The organism is Thermostichus sp. MS-CIW-26 (assembly GCF_054059115.1).
The window spans coordinates 1-12624 of the sequence record NZ_JBSSBV010000005.1 but is presented as its reverse complement, the minus strand read 5'-3'; the positions used below and the strand labels follow the sequence as shown (position 1 = coordinate 12624).

Below are 12624 nucleotides of genomic sequence, written 5' to 3'. Positions count from 1 at the left end.
CTTTTGCTGCTGATGCAAACTCTTTGGCAGACCATCGCCCAGCACCTTTCAGAAGCAACAGGGGATCCCTTACGGCCCCTACAGTATCGTTCTGTGGGCGGAGGCAGCATCAACGCCACCTATCGGTTTTCCTGCGCTTCCCAAAGCCCTCTTGCAGAAGGGGTAAAAGACTACTTCGTCAAATTGGCCCGTGGGGGAGAAAGGGCGCTGGAGATGTTTGCAGCGGAAGCTGCGGGCTTGCAAACCCTAGCGGCTGCCCAGGCCATTCGCGTGCCCCAGCCCATCATCTGGGGATCCGTAGGAGAGCAGGCCTACTTGGTGCTGGAATACCTGGAGCTAACCTCGCCCCGTCCGCAGACTGCGGGTTTATTGGGATCCCAGTTGGCCCAGTTGCACCGCACCCTATCCCCCAACGGCAGCTACGGTTGGGAGCGCGACAACACCATCGGCTCTACGCCTCAGATCAACAGTTGGCGGCAGAATTGGCCGGATTTTTATCGGGAACAGCGGCTGCTCTACCAGGTGAAATTGGCTTGCCAACAGGGGTATCGCGGCACGTGGGTGGCCCAAGCCGAACGGGTAATGGCGGAGCTGGAAGCCTTTTTTCAGGACTACAGGCCAGAACCCGCTCTGTTGCATGGAGATCTGTGGGGCGGCAACTACGGGGCCTTGGCCGATGGATCCCCGGTGATTTTCGATCCGGCCACCTACTACGGGGATCGAGAGACGGATCTGGCGATGACAGAATTGTTTGGGGGCTTTCCAGCCGAGTTCTATCGGGCTTATCAGCAGGCCTACCCCTTGGACGAGGGGTATCCCCACCGCAAGCCCCTCTACCAGCTCTACCACTGGCTCAACCATCTCAACCTGTTTGGAGAGGGCTACCTAGGCTCGGTGCAGCGGGCTTTGCAGCAGTGTTTGCAATTTCTTGGATAAATCGTATGGTTGTTCAGGTTAAGATGAGACGCCTGGGCTACTGATCGCGCCAGCGGGACGGAGTCCTTGAAAAACCTTCTAACCCCCTGCATTATTGCTCCGCAACGCTATTGTTCCGCAACGCTGACGCGAAGACGCGACCAACGGTTTAGGTGTGGGCACAGTGTTCTGAGTTTGAGTGGAAATGACGATATGTCCATTCCCAAGCCGTTCGCGCCAGTGGGACAGAGTCCTTGGGGGGTAGCTCCCTCTGGGAGAGAAGCTGGGGGTGAGGGGGATCTGTCTCGAAGTAAACTGATCTGAAACGGCTAGGGGGTCTTCTCCGGCGAGGATTCCCCTGCCATGACCACAGCCCCCATGTCCCCCAACAGGCGCGACTGGTTGCGCAATACTCCCAGCAAATTAAGCCGGTTGGCCCGTCGCACAGGATCCGGATCCATCACCAAAACGGCTTCAAAAAACTGAGCTACCTGAGGGGCTGCTGCTTGCAGAGCTTCCACCAAGGGGACAAAGTCTCCCTGAAGGGCTGGCTCCACCCCCAGGCGATAGACCTTCTGGCAAGCCTCGTACAACTCCCTTTCTGCCGCCTCCTGCAACTGACCGGGATCCACGGCGGCTGCCGGATCCACCACGGCGTAGTCCAAGTCCCCTTGGGCTGCCAGGCGGGCGCAGCGATTGAGGGTGGGATAGAGATCCGCCAATTCCCCGGTGGCCCGCAGGTGTTGCAGGTACTCCGCCCGCAGCAAAGTCAAGGGCAGGTTGCCCAGGGCCCGCATGGTGAGCTCGGCCTTCTGGGGATCCTCCGCTTTGACCGACTCGGGATCCCCCACCACAGCCCTGACCAAGTCGTAATCAATCCGTTTTTCCTCCTGCAAAAGGGTCTGTATCCGTTGGGCCAAAAACTCCTGCAAGGCTCGCAAGGTGTGGACATCTCCCAAGGCCTGCGGCCCGCCAGCGCGAACGGCATAGTCCTGCACCACACTCTGCAACAGGGAGTTAAAGTCAAAAGTCCAGCCGGCATCCCAGGCAACCAGCACCAGGCTGTTGGCGGCCCGCCGCAGGGCAAAGCGATCCGAGGAGCCGGTGGGGATCCGCCCCAAGTGAAACATGCCCACCAAGGTATCCAGGCGATCTGCCCAGCCCACCACCCGCCCGGTCAAGGAATTGGGCAAAGCGTCCCCCGCTCCCAAAGGCCAGTAGTGTTGCTCAATCCCCTCGGCCACCGCCTCCGGTTCCCCATCCTGCCGAGCGTAGTCGGCCCCCATGATCCCCTGCAGCTCCGGGAACTCGTACACCATTTGGGTAACCAGATCCGCCTTGCACAGGTAAGCCGTGCGATCCACCAGCGCCTGCTCCTGGGGATCCAAGTTCAGGGCAGCGGCAATGAGGCGGCTGATGTGGCGGATGCGCTCCACCTTGTCCCGCATGGAGCCCAGCCCTTCGGCAAAAGTAACCGCCTGCAGGCGTTCCACCCGCTGCGCCAAGGGGATCCGCCGATCCTCCTCGTAGAAAAAGCGGGCATCCGCCAGGCGCGCCCGCACCACACGGCTGTTGCCTGCCCCGATCCGCTCCGATTGCCGGGGGTCGCCGTTGGAGATGGTGATGAAATAGGGCAGCAATTTTCTGGGATCCCGGCCATCCCGTACTGGGAAGTAGCGCTGGTGAGTGATCATCACCGTCTCGATCACCGCAGGGGGCAAGCGCAAAAACTCTGGCTCAAAGCGCCCCAAAACCGCCGTCGGCCACTCCACCAAGTGCACCACCTCCCGCAGCAAAGGAGCAGGGATCTGGGCTTCCCCATTCACTTGCCTGGCCAGCTTGGTCACCTCAGCCTGAATGTATGCCTCTCGCGCTGTTGGATCGGGGCTGACCCCCGCCTCTTGCATTTGCTGAACGTAGCTCTCGGCCCGCTCCAGGACAACCTGCTGGGATCCCAAAACGCGGTGCCCCCGGCTCACCCGCCCCGCCACCAAGCCCGGCATGGAATTGTCCTCGTGGGTCGGCAGCAGCAAAGGCAGCACCTGATCATCCCAAAGGGAGACCAGCCAGCGGATGGGGCGCGGAAACTTCAGATCCCCGCAGGCCCAGCGCATCAGCCGTTCACCACTCAAGTTGGTAATCCAGGCGGGTGCCAGTTCCTGGAGCACAGCTGCTGTTGGTCGGCCCCGCACCCGCTGCACCGCAAACACAAAGGATCCCTTGCCCACTTGCCGGATTTCCAGGCTGCCGGGATCCACCCCTTGTTTTTGGGCAAATTTTTCCCCGGCAGGGGTGAGCTGGCCATCTTGGTAGGCGACCTGAACCGGCGGCCCCTTCACCTCCAAAGTGCGATCCGGCTGCTGGGTGGGCAACCCCTGCAACAGAACCGCCAGGCGGCGCGGCGTACCGAAAAGCTGCATCTGCTCCGCTTGCAAATGGGCCTCCGCCAAAGAGGCCGGGATCCCGGTTCGCCACTGCTCCAGAGCCGAATCCACAAAACTGGCTGGGAGCTCTTCACAGCCGACTTCTAGCAAATAGGCAACCATACTCCTGTGCTCCGCAGGGCACTATCCCCACTTCCTCAATCAACATAGTCTATGGCTCTGGGCCTCCCTTCTGGCTCACGACTGCTCCGAACCTGGGGTATCCCAGTTTACCAGGGGAGCCGGGGCGTCGTTGAGACAAGAGCTCCAGTCCGCCAGACAACACCCCAATGCCATCCCTGTCAAGTGGGCTCTGCGGCCGCCAGAACCCCATCTCCTTGGCGCAAGGGATGAGCTGAATCCCGCGGCAAATGCGCCACGATGATGGGAAGGCTGGGTCGGTTGCGGGCGATGGTCTCCGGCTCTCGGCCCAGGCGCGACCGGTTGCCGGTTTCACTGGGAATCAACACCAACACATCTCCCGGCTGCAGCGCTTTAAAGACTTCCGCCACCACCCCCCCCTGCACCCGCTGAACCGGCAAGTGGGCATAGCTTTCTGCCGGCAAGGCTGGGGAGCGTTCCCGCCCAGGTCGGGTTTGCACCAGCAGGATCTGCAAACCCGCTTTCAATTCGCCGGCCAGCGTCTGCGCCAGCCCAAGGGTCTGCTGCAGGGATCCGGGAGAGACCTCCAGCTCCGGTGCAACCAAGAGGATGCGGCGCGCCGTCTCGATGGGTACCGGAAACCGCGTGATCAACACTGGGATCCCCACCTGCCGCACCACCGCGTCAATGATGCTGCCGAAAAAGTTCTCCGCATAGGTGGAGTAGCCCTTCCAGCCCAGGATCACCAAGGTCGCCTGCCGTTCCGCCGCCGAGCGAATGATCCCTTTTTCCACCGAGTCATCCACCCGCCGAATCGGCTCCACTCGGGTCACGGCGCTGTGGGCCAGAGCTTCTGCAAAGGTCAACAACTGCTCTTGCCGAGCCAGGGCTGCCGGCGAGATCCCGGCGCGGTCAGACAAAACATGCAGCGGCAGCAGCGTTCCCCCATCTTTTTTGGCCAAAATCAAAGCCAACTGCAGCAGGTTGCTTTCGGTATCCGGGTTGGCCACCGGCACCAAGACGCGAGCTCCCCAATCTGGCTTGGGCAATTCAGTGGACTCTGCCGCCACTTCGGTGGGCTGCATTTGCTCTCCCCAGCGGGCCACAATCCAAGGCGAGGCAACACAGGTCACCAGGATCATGGCAATGGTGCCGTTCACCGTCAGCTCATCCACCAACTCCACCTGAAAAGCCACCGTGATCGCCGCCAGGGTAGCCGCCGCCTGAGCCATCGACAAACCGAACATGATCATCGTGCTGGCAAAGCGCCAGCCAAACAGTTGGGCCGGGATCCAAGCGGCCAGAAACTTGCTCACCACCTCCGCTGCGATCATCACCCCTCCCACCAGCAGCGAGCGCGGCTCTCCCAAGAGAATGCCGGGATTGATCAGCATCCCCACCGAGATCAAGAAAAAAGGCACAAACAGGGTGTTGCCGATAAACTGGATCCGGTTCATCAGGGGGCTGAGCTGGGGGATGATGGGGGTAATGGCCGTCCCGGCCAGAAAGGCTCCCACCACCGGCTCAATGCCGATCAACCCCGCTCCGTAGGCCACCACAAACAAAGTGGCGATCACGAAAGTAAACTCTGCTCCCTCGTCGTGACCAAAGCGTTGAAAGAACCAACTGCCCAGCTTAGGCACCCCCCACAGGGTGGCAAACGTGTAGAGGGCAATGGAAGGGATCAACGTCAGCCAAAAGCGCAGCGACAGCTCCCCTTGGTGGGCGCGCACCACCACCGCCAGCACCAACAAAGCCAGGACATTCGTGATAAGGGTGGCCCCCAAAGTTGCCGTCACCGTCTGCAGGCGCATCAACCCCAGCTTCGAGATGATGGGCAGACCGATCAGGGTGTGAGAGGCAAAACAAGAGGCCACCAGCACCGCCGCCAGAAAGCCATACCCAATGGCCAACATCGCTACTGTGCCAATGAGCATGGGCAACAGAAAGGTGAGCGCCCCGAAGATGGTGGCCTTCCCGGCATTGAGCTTCAAATCTTCCAGACTGGTCTCCAGCCCCGCCATGAACATGAGAAACAACAGCCCCACCGTGCCCAGCAGGATGATGGTCTCGTCCCGCCGCAAGATGCCCAAGCCGTAGGGCCCCACCACCAGCCCAGCCAAGATTAACCCGATGATCCCCGGCAGGCGCAGCCGCTCAAACAGCAAGGGAGCCACCAGCATGATGGTCAGGATGATCAAAAACACCAGCACCGGATTCTCAACAGGGCCAATCATGGCTAGAGGGATCCCCGAAATTTGCAGCCAGTGAGCCAGCATAAATACCCGACAGACAGCTAATGAACAGACCCGGCAAAGCGCCCGCATGAGTCTATCAGATCCCTCCAGATCCAAGTAGCTCTCGATGCCCCACAGACTTTGTCCGGCCTTCAATTACTGGCAGGGCGTTTAATAAGTATTCAAAAGTAAGTACATCAGACACATTAAGACACATTAAGCAGTGAAAACAGCTTGGCAGTAGTGCCCAGAGAAAGGCGGGAGAAACCCCCGAGAAACACGCATTAGAATCAGAGGGTACATGCTCTTGGGCTGCCCATGAACCAGCTTGCTCCTGGAAAAGTGATCGGCCAGCGCTATCAACTGGTTCACAGCATTGCAGCAGGTGGCATGGGGCGGGTGTTCAAGGCTGTCGATACGCGCCTGTTCAACCGTCCGGTGGCGGTCAAGCTGTTGCACCAAAACTTAGCAGGCGATGACAACACCCGACGCCAGTTGCACAAACGTTTTCAGCAGGAAATTCGCATCAGCACGCTGCTGGGGGAGCACCCTGCCATTGTCAAGGTATTGGACTATGGCCTAGAGAACGACCAACCTTACCTGGTGATGGAATACCTGACGGGGCGCAGTTTGGGGGAGCTAATGCTCAAGCAGCCGGTGCTGCCGCCTCAACAGGTGGTGAGGATGGCCCGCCAAGTATGCGCCGGTCTCTATTACGCCCACAACCTGGAGACTGAGCAGGATGGCCATCTCATCAAGGGGGTGATCCATCGCGACATCAAACCCAGCAACCTCTTCGTCCTAAAAGATGAAACCCTGGGGGAAACCGTCAAAATCTTGGATTTCGGCATTGCCAAGCTCCTCAGCGACGTTTCCCTTGCCCTTGGCACCCAGACCACCGGCTTTTTGGGTACGGTGCGCTACGCCTCTCCCGAACAGCTGCGCGGGGAAGCCTTGGATGCCCGCTCGGATATCTACTCGTTTGGCGTGGTGCTCTACCGCATGTTGACCGGGCAACAACCTCTGCGACCCAAGAGCGATTCTTTCCCCGGCTGGTACGAGGCCCACAATTACCAACAGCCTCAGCCCTTCGATCGCTCGAATTTGCCCTATGAGATTCCGCTGGAGCTGGAACAGGTGGTGCTCTCCTGTCTGGCCAAAGATCCCGACCAGCGGCCCCAAGATATGAAGGTTCTCAGCGCCCAATTGGAGGGATCCCTGCACTCCCAGAGCGCTGCCAGCTCTTCCCTCGCGCCCCCCCCAACCGCACCCATCTTCTCCGAGCGCACCCTGGCGGCGGTGGATACAGGGCAGTCGGGCACACACCTGCTCAGTACCCAGGCAGAGCCCGAGGCCAAGCCGTTTCCCCTCTGGGCTGGGATAGCCCTTTTTGTTGTCATTGCGGGGAGCACCTTCTGGGGCCTGCGTCTGCTGTTGGATCCGGGCCCAGGCAGCGAAAGACCGCCTGCTGCCCCCGAACGCCCCCTTCCAGTCGGCGGTGCAGAGCACCCTGAGCGGGATCCCTCAGCCACTCCTGAACCTCTGCTGGACTGGCTGCCGCGGGATCCGGAGGGCAAACCGGTGTTTGAGGATGATCCTGCCCCCGATCCGGGAATGGGTGAGTCCGCAAGCGAGCCCACACCCAGGCCGGAGGCAACTCCAGAGGCAGTGTCCTCTACCCCTCAGCCCCCCGCTCCAACTCGGCAGGTGTCCCCTCCCACTCCAGTGCCTGCTGCGCCGCCGCCCCGACCGGTTGCCGTGCCCACGCCCGCTGCTCCACCTTCTCCAGCCCCTGTCCCGGCCAAACCTCTCCCCCCGCCGCCCATCAACCAACCCCTGTTCCCCCAGATGAACCGGGTTGCTCCAACTTCTGCTCCCCTTGCAGCCCCTCCAACCCAACCTCCCACCCCTGGCTTTCTGGAGCGGTTGCGCGAGGAGCGGGAACGCCTGGGAAGAGACTAGAGGCAAAAAAGGGATCCCCAAGGATCCCTTCGCAAACAGAGACATAGGGCTAGTCTTCGATGGGATCCCCCGTCAAGGGATCCCAGAACAGGTGGAGTCAGGCGGCAGCCAGCCGGGCATTGGCGGCATCCCAGTTCACCAGGTGCTCCAGGTAGGCGCTGATGAAGTCAGGCCGCCGGTTTTGGTAATCCAGGTAGTAGGCGTGCTCCCACACATCCAAAGTGAGCAGGGGCGTTTGGCCGTAAACCAGGGGGTTTTCGGCATTGGGGGTTTTGGTGACCTTCAGGGTGCCGTTGTCCAGCACCAGCCAGGCCCAACCGCTGCCAAATTGGGTGGCGGCTGCCGTCTTGAAGGCTTCTGCAAACTTGTCATAGCCGCCAAAGTCGGCGTTGATCTTGTCGGCAATAGGCCCGGTAGGCGCACCTCCCCCGCCTGGCTTCATGGATTCCCAGAAAAAGGTGTGATTCCAAACTTGGGCAGCATTGTTGAAGATACCCGCTTTGTTGGGATCCCCAAAGGTGGCTTTGATGATCTCCTCCAGAGACTTGTTGGCCAGATTGGTGCCCTCGATGAGCTTGTTCAGGTTGGCTACGTAGGCTGCGTGGTGCTTGCCGTGGTGGTAGGAGAAGGTTTCTGCCGACATGTAGGGCTTCAGCGCGTCGGCAGGATAGGGCAGAGCCGGGAGTTCAAAAGCCATAATCGTCTGTCCTCTGTGTCTTGTGCAAGGAATGCAAGAAAGAACGCGGTGAAGGGTCAGGAGAACCAGAAAAAGGCGTTACCTTTCTTTGCAGTCTTAGTGTAACTCAGAATCAGTACGCGCTGGGATCCCTTGGACACCTCGATTCCGGTTGGAACCCTGCTCGACCCCAGAGAGGTGGAATCGCGGCTGTCTCAGCGCAATTGCCGATAACCACTTGTTGGCCAGCGGTTGGAAAAGCGAGATGTCCCAGCTACAGAGGGCTAACGGGATCCCTCCCGCAACAGCTCGATCAGCAGGGGAGCGACATCCCTGAGCAGGGGGATCAAAACAGCCGTGATGGCGGCGATGGTCACTACATTGCGGGTGAAGTTGAGGGTATCGCGGCTGAGCTGGAAAAACCGCTCGTCCCAGCGTTTGACCTCGGCCTCCAGACGTTCTTCGGCGCCAGCAATGCGCTCCTCGGCTCTGGCAATGCGCTCCTCGGCTCTGGCAATGCGCTCCTCGGCCCTGGCAATGCGTTCCTCAGTGCCGGCAATGGTTTGCATCAGCTCTTGGTTTTGCCGGGCCAGTTGGGCGATGGCCTGGGCATTGGCCTCCACCGTGCGCTCGATGCGCGCCAGCCGCTCCTCGCTGTAGCTCATGGTCGGGGAGGGGGAAATTGATGCGGGCTGGGGAAATCCTGAGGTGGGATCCCTTGCAGAGCCTCAGTCATAAAGCGCTTCCAGGTGGGGGCAACAAAGGCCCCGCCGGCGGTGCCGGGCAGCATGGGGGAGTTGTTGTCGTTGCCAATCCAAATGGCGGTAGACAGTTGCGGCACATAGCCGATGAACCAAGCGTCGCGGAAATCGGAGGTGGTGCCGGTTTTGCCGGCTACAGGTCGCCCGTCATCCAAACGAGCCGCCGTCCCGGTGCCTTGGGTCACTACCCCTTTGAGGATTTGGTTGAGCGTAGCCACCGCCCAGGGATCCAAAACCCGCTGCGGCTGAGGCCTGGCCTCGAAGAGGATTTGGCCGTTGCGATCCACCACCTGGGCCAAGAGGGTCGGCTCCACCCGATATCCGCCGTTGGCAAAGACCGCATAGCTAGCCGCCATCTCCAGGGGGCTGATGCTGGCCGAGCCCAAAGCTGTGGCCAAGTTGGGGAACATCTCGGCAGTAATACCGGTGGCCTGAGCCGCTGCAATGACGTTGCGGATCCCGACATCATCGGCCAACTTGACCGTGGGCACGTTGCGGGAGAGCTCCAAAGCCCGAGCAAAGGTGAGGGAGCCATAAAAGGTGTTGTCGTAGTTTTTCGGGCTGTAGGGCGGCGAGCCGGGATAGGTGACGGGGGTATCTTCCAAGATGCTGCCGGGTGAATAGCGCCCGCTGGCCAGAGCCGCGTAGTACACATAGGGCTTAAAGGTGGATCCCGTTTGGCGAAACGCCTGGGTGGCGCGGTTAAATTGGCCCCGCTGAGCGTTGATCCCGCCCACAATGGCCTTCACATAGCCGGTACGGGGATCCACTGCCGCCAAAGCCATTTGATCGGCACGACGAGCTGCCCCAATGCGGGGGCCATCTTCATTGACAATGCGCTGGGCAAGGCGCTGCAGACGCAGATCGATGGTGGACTGAACCCGCAGACCTCCTTGCATTAGAGCTTGTTCCCCATAGCGGCGCCGCAGCTCCGCCTCAATGGCGTCGGTAACTGCTGGGGCGTTACTTTGAAAGGAGGTAATGCGGCCTAAGGTCAGCTTTTGCTCCCGCGCCGCCTGGGCTTCCTCGGGGGTAATCCACTTCAGCTCCACCAGACGATCCAGCACCAGGTGTTGCCGCCGTTTGGCTCCCTCCAGGTTGCGAAAGGGGCTGAGGGTTTCCGGGGCCGGCAGGATCCCAGCCAACATCGCCGCTTCAGCCAAGTTCAGTTCAGACGCATCCTTGTTGAAGTAGCTGCGGGCCGCCGCCTGGATGCCGTAGAGATTGTGCCCCCAGTACACCTGGTTGAGGTACATCTCCAGGATCTCGTCTTTGCTGAAGACCTGTTCTAGGCGCACCGCCAACACGATCTCGGCGACTTTACGGCTGAGGGTACGCTCCGGCCTCAAAAACAGGTTCTTGACCAACTGCATTGTCAGGGTGGATCCCCCCCCCGCCGAGCCTATACCCCCCTCCACACTGCCTAGGATCGCCCGGCCCAAGCTGACCGGATTAATGCCTGGATGGGTGTAAAAGTGGCTGTCTTCAATGGCCAGCAAGGCCTTTTTCATCTCCGGCGAGACCTGTTCAAGGGAGATCACTTCCCGGTTGGCCTCCCCATGTAGGCTGGCAATGGGCTCGCCCCGAATATCGACAATGTGGGTGGTGGCAATGGGCACGTAATCCCGCAATTGATGCACGTCCGGCAAGTTGCGGAAGCTAATGGCCAGCCCCACCAATCCGGCAGCCGTTGCCGTGGATCCCAAGAGCAGGGATCCCAGCAACAGATTGCCTACTGCACCGGCAACCTGGGCGATCCGGGAGGGGCGGGCGGGTGGGGCATAGTCGGCGTGCTCGTCAAACCCCGATCCGGAAAAAGGGGAATTGGAGACACGCTCCAACCCCGGCTTTCTCGCCCGGCGGGCCAATGGTCTGCGACCGTAGGTCACGTCAAAAACCCTGTCACGTCCGTGTTGCAAAGCAACAACAAGCCAGACCCATTATAGGGCGGCGTCTATTGGGGCAGCAGGATGGCCAACCTCACCCATCGACAACTCCAACCGGGCTAGGTGGAGCGAGTTGAGAGCCGACCATCTTTTGCGTGGGCTTAATTTGCGTGGGCTTAAAATGGCTCATGGGTTCAGCCGGAGGATCAGGCTTTGAGTATATCGTCAGCCTCAGTTTCGCCAGCGTACCGGGATCCGTTGATAGCCCAAATTGTTGAGCGGGGGGTGGCCGAGATCTTTCCGGGAGGGCCTGCTGCCCTGGCGGAGTGCCTGGCCACAACAAATCGTCCCTTGCGGGTGAAGCTGGGCATCGATCCCACCCGACCGGATCTACACCTGGGCCATTCAGTGGTGTTGCGCAAGTTGCGCCAGTTCCAGGATGCGGGCCATGTGGCTATTTTGCTCATCGGGGACTTCACGGCGCTGGTCGGGGATCCCACTGGCCAATCGCAGGCCCGTCCCCGCCTCACCCCAGCAGAAGTGGAGGAAAACGCCCGCACCTATTTGGAGCAGGCCGGCAAGATCTTGGATTTTGAGACCCCTGGCCGGCTGGAGGTGCGCCGCAACAGCGAGTGGCTGGCCCACCTGACTCTCAGTGAGCTGATCGAACTCCAGGCCCAGATGACGGTGGGGCAGATGCTGGCCAAAGAAGACTTTGCCCAGCGCTACCAAGCCGGGACGCCGGTATACTTGCACGAATTTCTCTATCCCCTCCTGCAGGGCTACGACTCGGTGGCTCTGGCAGCCGACGTAGAACTGGGGGGAACCGACCAGCGCTTTAACCTGCTCACTGGGCGAGATCTGCAAATCTGGAAGGGCCAAGCGCCGCAGTTCTGCGTGACGGTGCCGCTTTTGGAGGGGTTGGACGGGTACCAGAAAATGTCCAAGTCCAAAAACAACTACGTGGGGCTGACTGAGGATCCCCTCACCATGTACTCCAAGCTGGAGAAGGTGCCGGATCACCTGGTGGAGCGCTACTTTGAGTTGCTCACCTCAGTGCCCCTTGCCGAGCTGCCGCAGGATCCCCGCCAGCGGCAGATCCTCCTAGCCAAGACCCTAGTGGCCCAGTTTCACTCCCCTGCAGCGGCAGAAGAGGCCCAGCGCACCGCCCAAGCCCTGGTGCTAGACGGTATTCTTGCCGAAACGGGATCCATCCCCACCTTTGCCATCGATGGGTTGTCTTACCCTGTTAAACTCAGCTACATCCTGCGTGAGTGTGGCCTGTGCAAGAGTGCCGCCGAGGCCCGTCGGCAGATTCAAGGGGGCGCCGTGCGGCTGGATGGGCAAAAGGTGGAGGATCCCGACCTGGAGTTTGCCCATGCCTCGGAGCTGGCCGGGCGGATTTTGCAGGTGGGCAAAAAGGCCTTTCGTCGGCTAGTGAAAGGCGCAGATTAGTCTTCCCCTCTCCCTGTGGGAAAGGGGTGAGGGGATCCATCAACGGGCAGGCTTGAAGCCGAGTCCGGTTTTTTTCTGCCTGGTCTTGGCTGGGGGATCGGACAGAGGAGAAGGTAAACTACCCGACTCCGACCGCTAAAGCGTTACGGAGCGGGCTTTCAGTAGCCCTGAGCCTGCTCTGCTCTACCAGAGAACAAAACAGGCCCG

Annotated in this window: 8 protein-coding genes; 3 read left to right on the top strand and 5 right to left on the bottom strand. The window is 60.5% G+C overall.

What is annotated here, in order from left to right; translation table 11 throughout:
* Positions 1 to 12: 12 nt before the first annotated feature.
* Positions 13 to 936 (top strand): fructosamine kinase family protein, encoded by a 924-nt coding sequence (locus tag ACVWZU_RS03085; RefSeq protein WP_457443327.1) that lies wholly within the window; start codon positions 13 to 15, stop codon positions 934 to 936.
* 308 nt (positions 937 to 1244) lie between these two features.
* Here ACVWZU_RS03085 and glyS read toward each other — a convergent pair whose 3' ends face one another.
* A complete protein-coding gene (gene glyS, locus ACVWZU_RS03080; protein WP_457443325.1) occupies positions 1245 to 3461 on the bottom strand; it encodes a glycine--tRNA ligase subunit beta in 2217 nt (738 codons plus the stop codon).
* Between the two features lie 179 nt (positions 3462 to 3640).
* A complete protein-coding gene (locus tag ACVWZU_RS03075) occupies positions 3641 to 5719 on the bottom strand; it encodes a cation:proton antiporter domain-containing protein (protein ID WP_457443323.1) in 2079 nt (692 codons plus the stop codon).
* A gap of 276 nt (positions 5720 to 5995) precedes the next feature.
* On the opposite strand from ACVWZU_RS03075, the gene ACVWZU_RS03070 reads away from it, so the two are divergent.
* Complete coding sequence (locus ACVWZU_RS03070; protein WP_457443321.1) at positions 5996 to 7639, top strand: protein kinase domain-containing protein; 1644 nt, start codon at positions 5996 to 5998, stop codon at positions 7637 to 7639.
* Positions 7640 to 7736: 97 nt separating this feature from the next.
* Here the strand turns inward: ACVWZU_RS03070 and ACVWZU_RS03065 are convergent, their stop codons facing one another.
* The 3 genes from ACVWZU_RS03065 to ACVWZU_RS03055 all read right to left on the bottom strand — a co-directional run bounded on the left by ACVWZU_RS03065 (position 7737) and on the right by ACVWZU_RS03055 (position 10965).
* On the bottom strand, positions 7737 to 8336 hold the full coding sequence (locus tag ACVWZU_RS03065) for a superoxide dismutase (RefSeq protein ID WP_457443319.1): 600 nt from the start codon (positions 8334 to 8336) through the stop codon (positions 7737 to 7739).
* 263 nt (positions 8337 to 8599) lie between these two features.
* Positions 8600 to 8980 (bottom strand): hypothetical protein, encoded by a 381-nt coding sequence (locus tag ACVWZU_RS03060; protein WP_457443317.1) that lies wholly within the window; start codon positions 8978 to 8980, stop codon positions 8600 to 8602.
* The gene (locus ACVWZU_RS03055) at positions 8977 to 10965 is read right to left on the bottom strand and encodes a transglycosylase domain-containing protein (protein WP_457443315.1); all 1989 of its coding nucleotides are present in this window, start codon (positions 10963 to 10965) and stop codon (positions 8977 to 8979) included. The genes ACVWZU_RS03060 and ACVWZU_RS03055 overlap by 4 nt, the downstream gene beginning before the upstream one ends.
* A 210-nt stretch (positions 10966 to 11175) precedes the next feature.
* Between ACVWZU_RS03055 and tyrS the strand changes: the two genes are divergently transcribed.
* On the top strand, positions 11176 to 12417 hold the full coding sequence (tyrS, locus tag ACVWZU_RS03050) for a tyrosine--tRNA ligase (RefSeq protein WP_457443313.1): 1242 nt from the start codon (positions 11176 to 11178) through the stop codon (positions 12415 to 12417).
* The last annotated feature ends 207 nt before the right edge of the window (positions 12418 to 12624 follow it).

Bases quoted from the DNA above. Each gene is read 5' to 3' on its own strand.
- ACVWZU_RS03060 (WP_457443317.1), bottom strand. From the start codon at position 8,980: ATGAGCTACAGCGAGGAGCGGCTGGCGCGCATCGAGCGCACGGTGGAG.
- ACVWZU_RS03085 (WP_457443327.1), top strand. From the start codon at position 13: ATGCAAACTCTTTGGCAGACCATCGCCCAGCACCTTTCAGAAGCAACA.
- glyS (WP_457443325.1), bottom strand. From the start codon at position 3,461: ATGGTTGCCTATTTGCTAGAAGTCGGCTGTGAAGAGCTCCCAGCCAGT.
- ACVWZU_RS03070 (WP_457443321.1), top strand. From the start codon at position 5,996: ATGAACCAGCTTGCTCCTGGAAAAGTGATCGGCCAGCGCTATCAACTG.
- ACVWZU_RS03075 (WP_457443323.1), bottom strand. From the start codon at position 5,719: ATGCTGGCTCACTGGCTGCAAATTTCGGGGATCCCTCTAGCCATGATT.
- ACVWZU_RS03065 (WP_457443319.1), bottom strand. From the start codon at position 8,336: ATGGCTTTTGAACTCCCGGCTCTGCCCTATCCTGCCGACGCGCTGAAG.